This window comes from Actinomadura sp. NPDC047616 (genome assembly GCF_040642915.1).
Taxonomy (GTDB): domain Bacteria; phylum Actinomycetota; class Actinomycetes; order Streptosporangiales; family Streptosporangiaceae; genus Spirillospora; species Spirillospora miaoliensis.
Genome location: NZ_JBEYTB010000001.1, coordinates 579,180 through 594,505, shown reverse-complemented (window position 1 = coordinate 594,505; position 15,326 = coordinate 579,180). Strand labels below are relative to the sequence as shown.

Annotated in this window: 16 protein-coding genes; 7 read left to right on the top strand and 9 right to left on the bottom strand. The window is 70.7% G+C overall.

The genetic code is table 11. From position 1 onward, the window contains the following. The first annotated feature begins 123 nt into the window (after positions 1-123). Genes ABZ801_RS02835 through ABZ801_RS02825 form a run of 3 tightly spaced genes read left to right on the top strand, consistent with a single transcriptional unit; the run spans position 124 to position 2,627 of the window. Entirely contained in the window at positions 124-486 is a 363-nt protein-coding gene (locus ABZ801_RS02835) for a nuclear transport factor 2 family protein (RefSeq protein WP_360691895.1), read from the top strand. A 41-nt stretch (positions 487-527) separates the two neighbouring features. Further along, on the top strand, positions 528-1,886 hold the full coding sequence (locus ABZ801_RS02830; protein WP_360691892.1) for a class I SAM-dependent methyltransferase: 1,359 nt from the start codon (positions 528-530) through the stop codon (positions 1,884-1,886). Positions 1,887-1,904: 18 nt separating this feature from the next. After that, positions 1,905-2,627 (top strand): SDR family oxidoreductase, encoded by a 723-nt coding sequence (locus ABZ801_RS02825; RefSeq protein WP_360692685.1) that lies wholly within the window; start codon positions 1,905-1,907, stop codon positions 2,625-2,627. Positions 2,628-2,687: 60 nt separating this feature from the next. Here the strand turns inward: ABZ801_RS02825 and ABZ801_RS02820 are convergent, their stop codons facing one another. Continuing rightward, positions 2,688-2,912, bottom strand: coding sequence for a helix-turn-helix transcriptional regulator (locus ABZ801_RS02820; RefSeq protein ID WP_344958244.1), 225 nt, complete (start codon positions 2,910-2,912; stop codon positions 2,688-2,690). Further along, on the bottom strand, positions 2,912-3,523 hold the full coding sequence (locus tag ABZ801_RS02815) for a DUF2975 domain-containing protein (protein ID WP_360691889.1): 612 nt from the start codon (positions 3,521-3,523) through the stop codon (positions 2,912-2,914). The genes ABZ801_RS02820 and ABZ801_RS02815 overlap by 1 nt, the downstream gene beginning before the upstream one ends. Positions 3,524-3,798: 275 nt before the next feature. Between ABZ801_RS02815 and ABZ801_RS02810 the strand changes: the two genes are divergently transcribed. Next, a complete protein-coding gene (locus tag ABZ801_RS02810; RefSeq protein ID WP_360691886.1) occupies positions 3,799-4,662 on the top strand; it encodes a class I SAM-dependent methyltransferase in 864 nt (287 codons plus the stop codon). 320 nt (positions 4,663-4,982) lie between these two features. On the opposite strand, the gene dnaB is transcribed toward ABZ801_RS02810, so the two are convergent. Next, on the bottom strand, positions 4,983-7,673 hold the full coding sequence (dnaB, locus tag ABZ801_RS02805; protein WP_360691883.1) for a replicative DNA helicase: 2,691 nt from the start codon (positions 7,671-7,673) through the stop codon (positions 4,983-4,985). A gap of 430 nt (positions 7,674-8,103) precedes the next feature. Between dnaB and ABZ801_RS02800 the strand changes: the two genes are divergently transcribed. After that, positions 8,104-9,438 (top strand): MATE family efflux transporter, encoded by a 1,335-nt coding sequence (locus ABZ801_RS02800; RefSeq protein WP_360691880.1) that lies wholly within the window; start codon positions 8,104-8,106, stop codon positions 9,436-9,438. Between the two features lie 95 nt (positions 9,439-9,533). Beyond that, complete coding sequence (locus ABZ801_RS02795; RefSeq protein WP_360691877.1) at positions 9,534-9,722, top strand: hypothetical protein; 189 nt, start codon at positions 9,534-9,536, stop codon at positions 9,720-9,722. 393 nt (positions 9,723-10,115) lie between these two features. Here the strand turns inward: ABZ801_RS02795 and ABZ801_RS02790 are convergent, their stop codons facing one another. From ABZ801_RS02790 to ABZ801_RS02765, 6 genes are all read right to left on the bottom strand, one after another. Next, the gene (locus ABZ801_RS02790) at positions 10,116-11,039 is read right to left on the bottom strand and encodes a peptidoglycan recognition family protein (RefSeq protein ID WP_360691874.1); all 924 of its coding nucleotides are present in this window, start codon (positions 11,037-11,039) and stop codon (positions 10,116-10,118) included. A 452-nt stretch (positions 11,040-11,491) separates the two neighbouring features. Next, a complete protein-coding gene (gene rplI, locus ABZ801_RS02785; protein WP_344958228.1) occupies positions 11,492-11,938 on the bottom strand; it encodes a 50S ribosomal protein L9 in 447 nt (148 codons plus the stop codon). A 20-nt stretch (positions 11,939-11,958) separates the two neighbouring features. Next, a complete protein-coding gene (gene rpsR / locus ABZ801_RS02780) occupies positions 11,959-12,195 on the bottom strand; it encodes a 30S ribosomal protein S18 (RefSeq protein WP_026403973.1) in 237 nt (78 codons plus the stop codon). Between the two features lie 194 nt (positions 12,196-12,389). Beyond that, positions 12,390-12,917: a single-stranded DNA-binding protein gene (locus ABZ801_RS02775; protein WP_344958223.1), complete on the bottom strand. Its 528-nt coding sequence runs from the start codon at positions 12,915-12,917 to the stop codon at positions 12,390-12,392. Positions 12,918-12,963: 46 nt separating this feature from the next. Then, the gene (rpsF, locus tag ABZ801_RS02770; RefSeq protein ID WP_285496791.1) at positions 12,964-13,254 is read right to left on the bottom strand and encodes a 30S ribosomal protein S6; all 291 of its coding nucleotides are present in this window, start codon (positions 13,252-13,254) and stop codon (positions 12,964-12,966) included. A gap of 1,093 nt (positions 13,255-14,347) precedes the next feature. Further along, positions 14,348-14,515, bottom strand: a complete 168-nt coding sequence (locus ABZ801_RS02765; protein ID WP_344958221.1) for a hypothetical protein — start codon at positions 14,513-14,515, stop codon at positions 14,348-14,350. Between the two features lie 226 nt (positions 14,516-14,741). Here ABZ801_RS02765 and ABZ801_RS02760 point away from each other — a divergent pair, with 226 nt between their 5' ends. After that, positions 14,742-15,047: a hypothetical protein gene (locus ABZ801_RS02760; RefSeq protein ID WP_344958219.1), complete on the top strand. Its 306-nt coding sequence runs from the start codon at positions 14,742-14,744 to the stop codon at positions 15,045-15,047. Positions 15,048-15,326 lie beyond the last annotated feature (279 nt).

Below are 15,326 nucleotides of genomic sequence, written 5' to 3'. Positions count from 1 at the left end.
CACTAGCGAAAATCCGACATCATCATGGCTCATGACGCGTCAGGTAATCGATTCGGCCCCGGCCGTGGCCCCACTGTGGTGACCGGCGGGAACAAACCCGCCGCCTACTCCGAGGGAGAACCCGTGAGCGACGCCCGTGAACTGATCGAACGTTACCTGGCCGCCTGGAACGAGAAGGACCCCGCCGCCCGCCGCGCCGCCGTCGACGACCTGTGGACCGAGGACGCCGCCTACGTCGACCCGCTGGTGGTCGCCGAGGGCCGCGACGCCATCGACGCGACCATCGCGGCCGTCCAGGCGCAGTTCCCCGACTTCGTGTTCCGCCTGGCGGGCGACGTGGACGCCCACCACCACCTGGCCCGGTTCACCTGGGAGCTGGGCCCCGAGGACGGCGAGGCCGTGGTGGTCGGCTTCGACGTGGCGGAGTTCTCCGAGGACGGACGGCTCGGCAAGGTCCACGGCTTCCTCGACAAGGTTCCCGCCTGAATTTCGCACGCCGGGGCCCCGCGGCCCTACAGTGATCGCAAATGGACCACGAAGCGGACGGGCGCCGGGCCGTCGAACACCGCGACGACCACGGCGCCGACCGCCGCGGGAACAGGCGCCCCACCGGCCGGCACCGGCGCGGCGCCTCCGGTGGCCGCCGGGCCGCCGGGCACGACGACCAGGTCGGCGCCCAGGTGACGGACAATGAGCAGGGCGGCGGGCAAGGCGCGGACGAGCAGGCGGGCGGCGGGCGGACGGACGAATTGATCGTCAGGTGGAGTGAGGACGACGCGGAGCGGTCGGCGCGCTGGCGTTCGGAGAACCGCACGCCCCCGCCCCGCCGCGTCGTCGTCGCCGACGACCGGATGCGGGCCGACGAGGCGTACCGGCTGGCGTGCGAGGGCACCGCGCTGCTGTGGCGCGGCGACTTCCAGAACGCGCGGCAGCTGCTGTCGGCGATGTCGCGGCGCGCCGACCACACCCCGCGCCGCAAACGCCGCGCCCACGGCAAGGCCGACGTTCCGCCTCCCGCGCAGCGTTTCCATCTGCACAGGCAGGCACAGGGCCAGCGCGCCCGCGTACTCGGCATGCTCCTGATCCCTGTGGACGCGGGCCATGTCGTCCCCCTGCGACGTGCACCCGACGTACGGGACGCATGCCAGGAGGTCTACGGCCCGGCAGAGGAACCGTACGTGGTGTCGCTGCGGGAGCTGCAGGGTCTGATCGGCGCGCACGAATGGCGCGCGAAGGGCGTGCCCGTCCCCGCCTTGGGCGGCGAGCGGATCCACCCCCACTACGGGGTGTTCTCGCCCATACGTGGCGAGTACGTAGACCTTGTGGCGCGGGCCCCGCTCCCGTCCACCGAACTCGCGTACGACATCGGCACCGGCACGGGCGTGCTCGCTGCGGTTCTGGCACGCCGGGGTGTGGCACGGGTGGTCGCCACCGACGCCGACCCGCGCGCGCTTGCCTGCGCACAGGAGAACCTCGACCGCCTGAACCTGTCAGATCGGATCGAGGTCGTCCAGGCCGACCTGTTCCCCCCTGGACGAGCCCCGCTGGTGGTGTGCAATCCGCCCTGGCTCCCCGCCCGCCCCACCTCGCCGCTGGAACACGCCGTCTACGACCCCGACAGCGCCATGCTGCGCGGCTTCCTGACCGGGCTCCCCGCGCACCTCACCCCGGACGGCGAAGGATGGCTGATCCTGTCCGACCTCGCCGAGCATCTCGAACTCAGAACGCGCACGGAACTGCTCGACGCCTTCGCCGAGGCCGGCCTGACGGTCGTGGGCCGGCTGGACGCCCGACCCGCTCACCCACGCGCCACCGCCCCCGACGACCCGCTGCACACCGCCCGCGCCGCCGAAACGACCTATCTCTGGCGCCTCTCCCTCGCCTGACGCCACCCCGTACCCCCGATCAGCAGGGGGCGTCGCGCGGCTAGGCCCGGTGGGCGCCGCACGCTCGCTGGACGATTCGACCGCATCGAGGCCGAGCAGGGCGGGCTCGACCTGCTGGTCAACGACGTGTGGGGCGGCGACCACCTCACCACCTGGGACCGTCCGCTGTGGGAGCAGGACCTGTCGGCCGGCCTGACGCTCCTGCACCGCGCCGTCGACACCCACATCATCACCAGCCACCACGCGCTGCCGCTGATGGTGGCGCGGCGCCGCGGGCTCGTCATCGAGATCACCGACGGCACCGAACGGATGGTGGACGAGCTGCTCAACGGCTACCGGGGCTCGTTCTTCTACGACCTGGCCAAGCAGACCGTGATCCGGCTGGCCAGGAACCAGGCCGCCGAGCTGCGCGAGCACAACGTCGCCGCGCTGGCGCTCACCCCCGGCTTCCTGCGGTCGGAGGCGATGCTCGACCACTTCGGCGTCACCGAGGACGACTGGCGGGACGCCGTCGTCAAGGACCGGCACTTCGGCGCCTCCGAGACCCCCGCCTACATCGGACGCGCCGTCGTCGCGCTGGCGGCCGACCCGGACGTCATGTCCAAGAGCGGCGGTTCGTACAGCACGGGTGAGCTGGCCAAGGAGTACGGCTTCACCGACACCGACGGCACCCGGCCCGACTTCGCCGAGTACTACCGCGACTTCCTGGCCCGCTCGGAGCAGGGGCCCCCCACGGCGTGACGTGCCGATGAGACGGCCGGCGTCCCACGTCTGCAACGAGGACGCCGGCAGGCGGGGATCTCACGGCTCGTCGAAGCTGAGGAGGTCTCCGGGCTGGCAGTCGAGCTCACGGCAGATGGCGCTCAGGGTCGTGAAGCGTATCGCCTTGGCACGGTCGTTCTTCAGGATGGACAGGTTGACCACGGTCACGCCGACGCGTTCGGCGAGCTCGGTCAGGGTCATGCCGCGTTCTTCCAGGAGACGGTCCAGGTGGACCTTGATCTGATGCGACTCCTCCGGCGGCATCAGACCAGTCCCTCGGTGTCGGCGCGCAGGCGGGCGCCGTGCCCGAACGCCCCGGCCGCGGCGGCGACGAGCGACGCGACGAGCAGCCACAGCGCCGACAGCTCGTAGGAGATCTCGACGGACGGCTCCACCGGCGTGCCGCTGACCAGGGCGGTCGTTGTGATCGTGTCCAGGAGCGGCACGAGCGTGGCGTCCAGCAGCACCGCCAGGGCGATGACGTACAGGCGCCGCGCGTTGCGCGGGTCGAAGACGTCGCCGTCGCGCAGCGTCCGGGCCACCCGGAGCAGCAGTTCCAGGATGACCACCAGCAGCAGGGCGCCGGCCACCCCCGGGAGGACGAGCAGCACCCGCTCCCCCAGGCTGGGATCGGCGACGACCAGCTCGGCCGTGCGCGTGCCGCGCAGCGCGACCTCGGCGGTCGCCTCGGGCGCGCCGGGCAGCCGCGTGACACCGTCGACATGGACCTCGCGGGTGTCGACGGGAGACAGCGGCCCGGTCACCCCCAGGACCGGAAACAGGACCTCGAACAGCCCGACCAGCAGCAACGCCAGCCCGAGCAGTGCCTCCAGGATCCGGCTGTCGAGCCGACTCCACCATGCCGCGGCCTTCATTCCACTCTCCCCGCTCGCTTATCGTTTTTCGATAATATCGACTTTCGATATGCCGTCAAGGCCGCCCCCGAGGTGCCGTTGACCATCTCCGCGAAGGAATCCGACCCTTCCGCCAGGGACCGAGCACGTCGCGCCACGGCCGGAACACCGAGGCCGGCCGGCGAAGACACAGCACACCGACGCCGACGGCGGAGGCCGGACCGGATGCCGCCCTCCGTCCGTCGTGCCCCTATCCGGTTGCGGCGAAGGGTCGCCGCTCCCTAACGTCGCCAGACGTGACCAACGATGCTGCGACGACCAACCGGGACACCTGGAACATCTGGGCCGCCGCACACGGACAGGACGACTACTACGACAGCGCGGCCCTGGCGGCCGGGGCCGACTCGCTGACCGACGTCGAACGCGCCGGGCTGGCCGCCGCCGTCGGCGACGAGGTGGACGGCCTGCGGGTCCTCCACGTCCAGTGCCACCTCGGCTTCGACGCGATCTCCCTGGCCCGCCGCGGCGCCCGCGTCACCGGCGTCGACTTCTCCCCGGTGGCCCTGCGCAAGGCGCGCGATCTGGCCCGCCGCTGCGACGTGGACGTGGAGTTCGTCGAGGCCGACGTGACCGACCTGCCGTCACGGCTGACGGGGCGGTTCGACCTCGCCTACGCCACCATCGGCGTCCTGTGCTGGATCGCCGACATCGACGCCTGGATGCGCTCGGTCGCCGCGGCACTGAAGCCCGGCGGCCGGTTGCTGCTCGTCGACGGCCACCCGCTGTTCCAGATGACCGAGAGCATCGACCCGCTCGTCCTGGACTTCCCCTACGCCTACGACGGACCGCACGAGTTCACCGCGACCGGCTCGTACGCCGCCGCGACACAGACCACCACGACCGTGCAGTTCGCGCACTCACTCGGCGAGATCGTCACCGCGGCGGCGACGGCGGGCCTGCACGTCATCCGGCTGGACGAACACCTCGACGCCCCGCTCGACCTGGGCAGGGGAATCCCGCCCGACGCCGACGGACGGTACCGCTTCCGCCTCAACGGCCGGAACCTGCCCCTGCTCTACACCCTCATCGCCGAACGCCCCGCCACCGTGCCCCCATCCCCACCCGCGCCCACCAAACGTCTCGGCGCTAGCGACACGTAGCGCACGCCGTCATCGCCAGCAAGACCGACGCCCACCTGCCGGCCACCGAGGGCTCACCTCCACCCTCGGGTCTTGCGTTCGGCGACGCAAAGCCGCCCGTGGAGATCCAGGTCAGGCCGCAGCACAGCGGAACCGGCGAGACCTCCACGCGGAACCCGGCGCGTTCCAGCTCCCTGCTGGGTCCGGGGCCTATCCATCTTGGACGAGACACGCTGCCCCGCTCGACGAGACAGGGTTCAGGCAGCTACGGAATCGATCTCAGCCTGTTCGACCAGCATGGAACTGTTCAGCGAATCGTGGCCCTACACGGGCACCGGCCGTCACTGTGCCATGTCGACGAAGCGGCTGTAGTGCCCCTGGAACGCCACCGTCACCGTCGCGGTGGGCCCGTTACGGTGCTTGGCCACGATCAGGTCGGCCTCACCGGCGCGCGGCGACTCCTTCTCGTAGGCGTCCTCACGGTGCAGCAGGATGACCATGTCCGCGTCCTGCTCGATCGAGCCGGACTCACGCAGGTCGGACACCATGGGCTTCTTGTCCGTCCGCTGTTCCGGACCACGGTTGAGCTGCGACAACGCGATGACCGGCACGCCCAGCTCCTTGGCCAGCAGCTTCAGCGAACGGGAGAACTCCGACACCTCGACCTGACGGCTCTCCACCCGCTTGCCGGACGTCATCAGCTGCAGATAGTCGACGATGACCAGCCGCAGGTCATGCTGCTGTTTCAGGCGCCGGCACTTGGCCCGGATCTCCATCATCGACATGTTCGGCGAGTCGTCGATGAACAGCGGCGCCTCGGCGACCTCGCTCATCCGCCGGGCCAGCCGCGTCCAGTCCTCGTCCGTCATCGTCCCCGACCGCATCGCGTGCAGCGCCACCCGCGCCTCCGCCGACAGCAGACGCATCGTGATCTCGTTGCGGCCCATCTCCAGGCTGAAGAACGCCGAGGTCAGCCCGTGCTTGATGGACGCGGCACGGGCGAAGTCCAGCGCCAGCGTGGAGTTGTGCGTGGGGATGCACGACCGTCCGGCCAGGTACATGTGGTCGTCGTTGTCGACCTGCACGCACCGCACCGGCACGCTCTCCACGGGCCGCACGTCCACGATGTACCGGACGCGGCTTTCCGGGCGGACGGTCCTGCGCAGCCGCGCGGCCTTACGCGGCAGCCGGAACACCGGCTCGGCCGGAGTGAAACCGATCCGGTAGAGCGTCGAGGTTTCCTCCGAGCGGCCCTCGACCTGCTCGGTCGTCATGGTGGCCTGGTAGCCCAGCGTGAGGATGAGCTCGCGGGCGTCCTCCGCCAGCCTGCGATTCGTCAGGCCGAGCTGCACCTGCCCGGTCTCGGAGACGTGGCCGTGGGTGTCGAGCAGCCCGGCCAGCAGCGCCCGCCGCTGCTCCTCCGAAGCCCGCAGGTAGACGCCGGGGATGTGCTTGCCCCCCAGCAGGCCCAGCTCACGCAGTCTCGTCCGGAGGCCGGACGGCCCGACGTCTCCGGGAGTGGCGTGTCGCACGACCGGCTGTCCGGCGCCCGCGATCTCCTCGTCGACGTGCCCGCCGCTTCCGCCGCCGAGCCAGGCGCCCAGCACGTACGGGTCGATGGGCAGGTCCACGGGCGGCAGGTGGAACGGGGCCGCGACCGCCACGGCGTGGTTGGGACGGTTGTCCCCGTCGCAGCGCAGGGTGGCGGCGATCTGCGCGGTGGTCTTGATCGGGTCGTGCTGGACGGCGGTCGCGACGTTCCCAGACGTGTCCGAGACGGTCGGCACCGGCGCGCCCGCTGCGCCGAAGCGCCCGGTCTGACCAATCGTGCGGCCCGTTCGCGAGACGGTGCCCGCACCGGCCGCTGTCACGAAGCCGCCTTCGTCGGCACAGCCCGGACGCGCGATCCGGTGGAGCAGCCCCCCCGCAAGCTCCTGGCTGCGATACATCCGGCTGCGCGGCTGGTTGTCGAAGCCCGGCCACGTGCCGAGCGCGGTCACCGTATGTGAGGCGCGGGAAGATCCGTCGCCGACCGCGAGCACCGCTTCCTTGTGCCGCCCGCTCGCCACGTCCACCGCACACCCAACGGGCAGTTCGGCCCCGTGGTGGCCCCGCTTACGCCACGGCCGCCGGCGGCGACTCTCTCGGGTGCTGGTCCGCCACTGGTGCTCGGCGTCGGCGACGATCACCTCGCCGTCAGAGAACTCGATCTCGTAGCAGGGCCGCCCGGACATCACCTCGGTGGCCGCCACGACCCGGGTCGGCCGCCCGTCGGCTCCGATCAGCATGTCGCCGACCTCGACCTCGCCCATGGTCGTCCAACCGGCGGGGGTCGGCAGCGGTGTGTCCAGAGACAGCGCCTTGCCCATGGCGGGTCGTGCGGCCACGACGATCATCTGACCCGCGTGAAGGCCATTGGTGAGGGCGTCGAGATCGGCGAAGCCGGTGGGGACGCCCACCATCTGGCCGCCGCGGCTGCCGATGGCCTCGATCTCGTCCAGGGCGCCGGGCATGATCTCGCTGAGCGGGACGTAGTCCTCGCCGGTGCGCTTCTCGGCGATGGCGAAGACCTCGGCCTGGGCGCGGTCGAGGACCTCGTCGGCGTCCGCGCCGTCGGCCGCGTACCCCATCTGCACGATGCGGGTCCCGGTCTCGACGAGCTTGCGCAGCACCGAACGCTCGCGGACGATCTTGGCGTAGTAGCCCGCGTTGGCGGCGGTGGGCACCGAGGAGATCAGCGTGTGCAGGTACGGGGCGCCGCCCACCCGGCCGATCTCGCCGCGCTTGGTCAGCTCGCCCGCCACGGTGACGGCGTCGGCGGGGTCGCCGCGTCCGTACAGGTCCAGGATGACGTCGAAGATGATCTGATGCGCGGGACGGTAGAAGTCCTGGGTGCGCAGCACCTCGATGACCTCGGCGATCGCGTCCTGGGACAGCAGCATGCCGCCCAGTACGCCCTGCTCCGCGGTGATGTCGTGCGGCGGGGTGCGTTCGAACTCCTGCTCCTGGGGTCCGAGATCGGTCACGCTCACCTGCACACCCCCTTGACTCGGTCACCGGACGCCTCGTCGGCACCGATGTCGCCCCCGTAACCCAGATGTACCGGAAGCCTCCGACATTCTCTGGCCGGCGTGCCGGGGGCGCAAAAGCGGCTGTGGACGGCCTGTGGAGGGGCTGTGCAGACACGCCGGTAGACCCTGTGCACAACCTGGGGACAACCCTGCGGATAACTCCACCCAAGATCCCCTAGCAAGCCCCTGGCCTGCGAAAACACGATCCACCGGGTGTGTGGGAAAGAAAGTCCACCGTTCCCGCCACAAGCCTGCGTCCCGAGCCGCGCCCACACCCCACCGTCCGGCAGGCCGCTGCTCTCGTCGCGGATCACGTCGGGCAGCGCGCGGGCAGCGCTGTAATATCCAAATTTTTCATACTCCTTACAGACTTGGTAGCGTTGCGGCAGTGATGGCCCGTTCTCCCCTGCGCCGGCTCGGCAACGCGCACGACCGCGAGATCCTGCGGCTCGCGCTGCCGGCGTTCGGCGCGTTGATCGCCGAGCCGCTGTTCCTGCTCTCCGACTCGGCCATCGTGGGGCACCTGGGCACGGCGCAGCTCGGCGGGCTGGGCGTGGCCGGTCAGGCGCTGGCGACGCTGGTGTACCTGTGCGTCTTCCTCGCGTACGGCACGACTGCCGGGGTGGCCCGGCAGGTGGGGGCTGGCGACGTCCGGGCGGCGGTCCGGCAGGGCATCGACGGCATGTGGCTGGCGTTGGCCATCGGGACGGTCCTCGCCGTCGTGGGCTGGCCGCTGGTCCCCTGGCTGATCGATCTCTTCGGGGCCTCGGCCTCCGTCACCCCGTACGCCCGGACGTATCTGGCGGTCAGCCTCCTCGGCATTCCGGGAATGCTCGTCGTGCTGGCCGGTACGGGCGTGCTTCGCGGCCTGCAGGACACCCGTACGCCGCTGCTGGTCTCCATCGGAGGTTTCTCGGGAAACCTCGTGCTGAACCTGGTGTTCGTGCTGGGGCTGGGCTGGGGCGTCGCGGGTTCGGCCTGGGGGACCGTCATCGCTCAGACGGCGAGCGCCGGCGTGTACGTCGCGGTGGTGCTGCGCGCCGCCCGCAGGCACGGCACGCCGGTACGGCCGGATCTGGGCGGGCTGCGCACCGCCGCCACGGCGGGAGTGAACCTGCTGCTGCGGACGGCGGCGCTTCGCGTGGTGCTCATCGTGGGCACCTCCGTGGCCGCTCGCATGGGCGACGCCGAGATCGCGGCCTACCAGGTGGGTTTCCAGATGTGGACGCTGCTGGCGTTCGCGCACGACGCCATCGCGATCGCCGGGCAGGCCATCACGGGACGCTATCTGGGGGCGTCCGACACCGCGGGGGCTCGCGCCGCCACCCGCCGGATGGTGCAGTGGGGCCTCGCCTGCGGGGCGGTGTTCCTGCTGGGCATCCTCCTCGTACGGCCGTGGCTGCCCGGGTTCTTCACCAGCGACGATCAGGTGCGTGACCTGCTGCTGGTCAGCCTGCTCCTGATCGCGGCGCTGCAGCCGATCGCGGGCGTCGTGTTCGTCCTGGACGGCATCCTGATCGGGGCGGGCGACGGCGCGTACCTGGCCGCCACGACCCTGATCGCGACGCTGGTGTTCCTGCCCGCCGCACTGGTGGCGTACGGGGCGGGTGCCGGACTGGTCGGGCTGTGGCTGGCCATCGGATTGTGGATGGTCGCCCGGTTGATCACGCTGGCCGTGCGAGCGCTCGGGGACGCCTGGCTGGTCACCGGTGCCGTCCGCCGCTGACCAGCATGAAAGCGCGCCTCAGGGGTCTGTGTGATGGACGGGACTCGCTTGCCGAAAGCCTCTCCACGAGCCCCCTGAGCCGATAGCATTCGAACATGCGTTCTACACACGGCGAGCGTCTCGCCCTGCTGACCCAGGCGATCGACGACCTGGCCGCCGAGGGCATGGCCGGCCTGCCCCCGGAGACCCTGGTGGAACGCATCGCGGGCATCTGGTCCCTGGTGGAGGGCATGGACCCGGAAATCGCCCGCCGCCGCAGCCGCTATATGACCACCGACAACTAGCCCGTAGACACCGCGAACTCTCGTACAGGCCCGCCACGGCACCGTGCACGGACACAGCGTCGATGAACGTGATGACCCGGCCCTCGCCGGCCTTGATCTCGTTCAGGACGGCTTTGCTCGGCACGTGCGGCCGAGACCCGCAGGCTGCCGCCGGGCAGCAGCCCGCCGACCAGGCCCCCGACGATGCCGGTGATCAGGGTTGCCCCGACTACATCAACACCCTCGTGCTCCAGAACACCCTCGCCCAGCCTGAACGGAGCGACGCAGACCGAGCCGTACAAGCCGGCACCGACATTGACGACCGTCCCGGCTTAAGCAGGTCTTTTCGCAGTGGCCTTCCCGCGCGTTTCACACATCAGTGCAGACGTCAGCGCCCCGGAGCGTCTCCCCTGCTCAAAGGTCCAACAGTGGCAATCTGTAGGCGTTACCGGGCGCTTGTGGCGGAGTGGACGGATTCGTCGGGGCCGGTCTCGGTGACGCGGTTGTCGCGTCAGGGCTGGGAGACGGAGAACTGGGCGTCTCAGGCGCGGAAGGACGAGGCGTCGGCGACGTGCTCGGCGTGGGGGCGGCGTCGGCATCTGGATGCGAAGCACGGGCATCGGCCTTCTTGCCCGCGCGCTGCTTCTTCGGCCGGGCGCGTCTGGTCGAACGTTCGAGACGGGCCGCGACGCCGCGCCGCAGGTCGGGGAGCATCGCGTACAGGACGTCGCCGGGGCAGTCGGTGGCGGCGAAGTCGCGGTGTCCGACGATGGCGCGGAACGGGTCGAGCTCGTACTGCGCACACAACCACGCGCAGACCCGCTCCAGGGAGACCCAGAGCCGGCGGGGCACCTCGTCCTCCATATAGGTGCCCTCGTTCTCGATGCCGATGGTGGTGCGGTTGTAGCCCCGGACCTGCGCACCGACGGCCAGGCGGCCGCTCCGGATGGCGCTCAGGCTGCGGTTTCTGCCCTCCATCACGTGACCGCCACGGCTGATGGTGAGCTGCTGCCCGGCGTCGGCCCAGCCCCGAACCCTCATGTGGTGACGCTGGATCCAGCGTGACAGCCAGTAGGCGTGGTGGAGCGACTCGTCCGGGTAGTTCGGCGTGGCCGTGTGGTGGACGACGATGTTCCTGGGCGGACGGTGCAGAATCTGGGCGCGTTCACGAGGCGGCCGCGCACCCCACTCGCTGCGCGTGTAGATCCGTGGACGGAGAGCGGTGAGGGAGAGTCGGCGGTCGTCATAGCCGCCCGCCGGCAGTTGACGCGAGTCCGCGGCGGCCACCGCGGGCAGCGTCTCCAGAAGGAAGGCGTCCAGCAGGCCGATGCCGAGCACCCCCGCCACCGTACGGCGCATCGGCCCCCTGCCTTCTTCAGGATGACCTTTCGAAAGCGCGGCCATATCGCCCCTTCCCCCCGTGGTCGATCACTACGGAAGGTAGTTGTCCGGCAGACGGGACACCAAAGAGAGGGCGTTTCACGGACGTTTCACATGAAACGGACCACAGACCGCTCCCAGACAGGCATCCAACCGCCACCTGATCAGGGTGATGCGAGGGGGCTGCCGGGCTGGTTTTGATCACTTGGTGGGGCGGCGTTGGTGCTGGTCGGCACGGCCCTCGCTGGGACCGGGGGTGCGTCCGCTTGGGGAAAGGCGCGAGAGGCTGGGAAGCGGAGCCGGACGGGGAGTGTCCGGCGCGATGCGCCACGTCGCTTGGTGGGGCTGCCGGCCGCTGGTGGCCCCTAGGCGGCGTGGCGCATCGCGTCAGTGGTGTTCTCGCGGTCGGGTCAGGCCGCGACGACGTTGACGTCGATCGTCGCGTTGACGTCGGCGTGCAGCCGGACGCTGACCCGGTGGGCGCCGAGCGTCTTGATCGGGTTGGCGATCTCGATGCGGCGCTTGTCCAGGTCGGGCCCGTCGGCGGCCTTGACCGCCTCGACGATGTCGGCGGCGGTCACCGCGCCGAACAGGCGCCCGTTGCTGCCGCTGCGGGTGCGCAGCGTCACCTTCAGGGCCTGCAACCGGCCGGCGATCTCCTGGGCGTGCTCGATGGTCGCGATCTCGCGGGCCGAACGCGCCTTCTTGATGGACTCGATCTGCTTCTCCGCGCCGCGGGTCCACTTGATCGCGAACCCGCGCGGCACGAGGTAGTTGCGGCCGTAGCCGTCACGGACCTCGATGACGTCCCCCGGCTCGCCGAGCCCGGAGACCTGCTGGGTCAGGATGAGCTTCATGTTCGCTGGTCCCTCCCCACTCAGCGCGCGGTGCTGGTGTACGGCAGCAGCGCCATCTCGCGGGCGTTCTTGATCGCCGTGGCGACGTCCCGCTGGTGCTGCGTGCAGTTACCGGTCACGCGACGGGCACGGATCTTGCCGCGGTCGGAGATGAACTTCCGCAGCAGGACCGTGTCCTTGTAGTCGACGTAGGAGATCTTCTCCTGACAGAACACGCAAACCTTCTTCTTGGGCTTGCGCGGAGGTGGCTTCGCCATCGTGGTGCTCCTTTAACGAGAGCCCCGCTCACGCGGGAATGGACGTGTGTTTCGTTGGACGCCGGCCGACGCGGCGCGAGGCCGCCACCGGCCAAGCCGGGTGGAGCCGCTCGCCGTGCGGCCGACGGGTGCGACGGCCGCCACGACCGGGGTCGGTCGTGGCGGGTCGCAGCCGAGGCGTGTCCGAGCGCGGGTCAGAACGGCGGGTCGTCGGAGAACCCGCCGCCGCCACCGCCACCGCCGGTGGTGGCCCAGGGGTCGTCCATCGGGGCGCCGCCGGGGCCGCCGGCCTGGCCGCCGCCACCGCCGAAACCGCCACCGCCACCGCCGGGGCCGCCGAAGCCGCCGCCGCCCTGGCGCTGGGTCTTGTTGACCTTCGCGGTCGCGTTGCGCAGGGACGGGCCGACCTCGTCGACCTCGATCTCGTACACGGTGCGCTTCTCACCCTGCTGGGTCTCGTACGAGCGCTGCTTGAGCCGGCCCTGCACGATCACCCGCATGCCGCGCTGCAGGCTCTCGGCCACGTTCTCGGCCGCCTGCCGCCAGACGTTGCAGGTGAGGAAGAGGGCCTCGCCGTCCTTCCACTCCCCCGACTGGCGGTCGAAGAACCGCGGCGTGGACGCGACGCGGAACGACGCGACCGCCTGCCCGCTGGGGGTGAAGCGAAGATTCGGATCCTCGACGAGGTTGCCGACAAGGGTGATTTGGGTGTCGCCTGCCATGGGCTCGCTCCGGCTGGTGTGGCTGGTGTGCGGTACCGGGCCCCGCTCAGTGGACCTCGGGGCGGATGACCTTCGTACGCAGCACCGACTCGCTCAGGTTGAGCTGCCGGTCGAGCTCCTTGACCGTGGCAGGCTCGGCCGTCAGGTCGATCACCGCGTAGATGCCTTCGGACTTCTTCTGGATGTCGTAGGCCAGGCGCCGACGACCCCAGACGTCAAGCTTCTCCACGCTGCCGCCGCCATCCTTGACGACCTTCAGGAACGGGTCCAGCGACGCGGCCGCGTTGCGCTCGTCGATCGCAGGGTCGAGGATGGTCATGACTTCGTAACGACGCATGCTTGTGTCCCTACCTCCTCTGGACTGATGCGGTCACGGTCTCTCCGTGACAGGAGGGCTCTTGCGTCTCCCACGGCGGCCAACCGAACCGATGATCGGGGGGCGCCATCCGTGAGACCGGTACAGGCTACCAAGCTCAGACACTCTCCGAACCCTTTCTCGGGGCCACCGCCAGGGCGCTCTGCCTGCTCTGCCGCGATTCGACCCGCTTCTTCCGCCCGAAGAGAGAGCCCAGCCACCCCGTGGGGCGGAGGCTGAGCGAACGGTCGCATCGGGGTGCCTTTCTGGAAGCCGGATGATGTTGGGCGGCGCATGTCCAACGCCGCGGCCGGTGGCCGCCCCGTCGCCTTCGCGCCGGTGCGTCCCGTGGTCACGGAGACGGGGTCGTGGACGAACATGTGCGGCGGCTGCGGCTCCCGTGGGAGTGGTGTTGTGGCGGATTGCGGCCTGCAGGTGCTGGCCGCCCCCAGGCCGGGCTCGACGACGCCACCCGTCGTCCCGGGCCGCAAGCTCGCCGAAGGGTTCATCCCCGCCTGGGAGTCCGGCCCCGAGGGCGAGACCCAGGAGGGCATCGCCGGCCGTGGGGGGTGGTGCAGGTGGGCGCAGTCGTCTTCGTCGCGTTGCAGCGCACGGGCGATCGCCTCGGACGCGCCGCCGAGTTGGTCGCGTTCCATGCGGGTGTAGTACTCGACGCTGAGGCCGGCGAGCATCGCGACTTCCTCGCGCCGCAGTGCGCTTGGGGCGTTTGCGGCGTGAGCCGGGTGCGACGTTGCGTGCCAGGTGTGGCTTGCAGTCGGTGTCGATCCACGGCCACTGGCCGCCGTCACGGTGGGCGGGGCGGCACCGGCGTTGCCGTGAATGGAGTGGTTGCCTCCGACGCCCCGGATGCCGATGACGCGGCACCGGCGTTGTGAGTGGTGGTTGCTGGTGGTGGTGCTTCTGGAGGTACGTACCGTGCCGATCGTCGACGCGGCGGGGCGTGGCCACGGCGGCCTGCTCGCCGACGAGGCCGGGCCCGGCAGCGTCGCCAGGGCCGGGTCTCGCTTAGGCCGGCGGCCACGACGCCGCCGCGTCGCGATCACGGGACGCGGCGTCAGCGACGGGTCGCGGTGGCGGTGGCCGACCGGGCACATCGGCGGCGTTCCAGCTCGGCCATGATGTCGGCCATCCGGGCGCGCATGCGGGCGGTCTGGGTGGTCAGCAGCGACAGCTCCTCGACGAGCTCCGCGTCGCCGATGACCGCGAGTTCGCTCTCCCTCATCTTCGGCACCTCCTGGGTGTCCACGCGGCCTCGAATCCATGTTCGACACTACCGGTCCCCGCCGACAGTTTCCGCACCCTCGGCTCTGGTTGATCTATCAGACTCTGGGGAATCCCTTTACCGCGCCGTCGCACCCCGCGACGCCGATCCGCGGCCGCCCGTGGCCGGCGCGCGGGTGAACCCCGACCCGACGAGTTTCACGACCGCACCCGGAGGGGGTGGACCGATGCCCGACGAGGCGACCGAAAGAAAGCGCCCGTTGCTCACGCTCAACACCGACGGAGAACGGCACCCGCTGGAGAACTCGCTGGCCGTTGCCGCCATCACGATCGGCCTGATCGCCCTGGTGCTGGGATTCATCCCGGCGACCCACTTCTTCGGGGCGCTGGCGGGCGTGATCGGCCTGCCGCTGGCCCTGTTCTCGCAGATGATCTCCGCGACCACGGGCGAGCGCTGGCTCAACGTCATCGGCATGATCGCCTCGTTCGTGGGCGCCGCCTTCGCACTGCGCCACGGCGGATTCAGTCTCTGAGCCGCCCGCCGTGCGAGGGCGCCGACCCGCGCAGCCGCCGCTCGAAACCACCATTTTCGGAACACACCCGTCCCCGCTCCCGCGCATCCGGCTCCGAACGGACGTGCGGCCTCCAGGCACCCCGGCGCCGGACGCGACCAGGCCTCGCCCCTGTCCCCTCAAGCGTCCGGCTCCGCCCGCCATAGCCGCGCGCCCCGCCCGCCCGCCGTACCTCTACGCCCCAGCCCGCCGTAGCTGCACGTCCCAGCCGCCCGCCGTAGCCGCGCGCCCCGCCCGCCC

Coding starts and splice junctions, on each gene's coding strand:
- ABZ801_RS02830 (WP_360691892.1), top strand. CDS start 528: ATGGACCACGAAGCGGACGGGCGCCGGGCCGTCGAACACCGCGACGAC.
- ABZ801_RS02820 (WP_344958244.1), bottom strand. CDS start 2,912: ATGCCGCCGGAGGAGTCGCATCAGATCAAGGTCCACCTGGACCGTCTC.
- ABZ801_RS02815 (WP_360691889.1), bottom strand. CDS start 3,523: ATGAAGGCCGCGGCATGGTGGAGTCGGCTCGACAGCCGGATCCTGGAG.
- ABZ801_RS02800 (WP_360691880.1), top strand. CDS start 8,104: ATGGCCCGTTCTCCCCTGCGCCGGCTCGGCAACGCGCACGACCGCGAG.
- ABZ801_RS02795 (WP_360691877.1), top strand. CDS start 9,534: ATGCGTTCTACACACGGCGAGCGTCTCGCCCTGCTGACCCAGGCGATC.
- rplI (WP_344958228.1), bottom strand. CDS start 11,938: ATGAAGCTCATCCTGACCCAGCAGGTCTCCGGGCTCGGCGAGCCGGGG.
- rpsR (WP_026403973.1), bottom strand. CDS start 12,195: ATGGCGAAGCCACCTCCGCGCAAGCCCAAGAAGAAGGTTTGCGTGTTC.
- ABZ801_RS02775 (WP_344958223.1), bottom strand. CDS start 12,917: ATGGCAGGCGACACCCAAATCACCCTTGTCGGCAACCTCGTCGAGGAT.
- rpsF (WP_285496791.1), bottom strand. CDS start 13,254: ATGCGTCGTTACGAAGTCATGACCATCCTCGACCCTGCGATCGACGAG.
- ABZ801_RS02765 (WP_344958221.1), bottom strand. CDS start 14,515: ATGAGGGAGAGCGAACTCGCGGTCATCGGCGACGCGGAGCTCGTCGAG.
- ABZ801_RS02760 (WP_344958219.1), top strand. CDS start 14,742: ATGCCCGACGAGGCGACCGAAAGAAAGCGCCCGTTGCTCACGCTCAAC.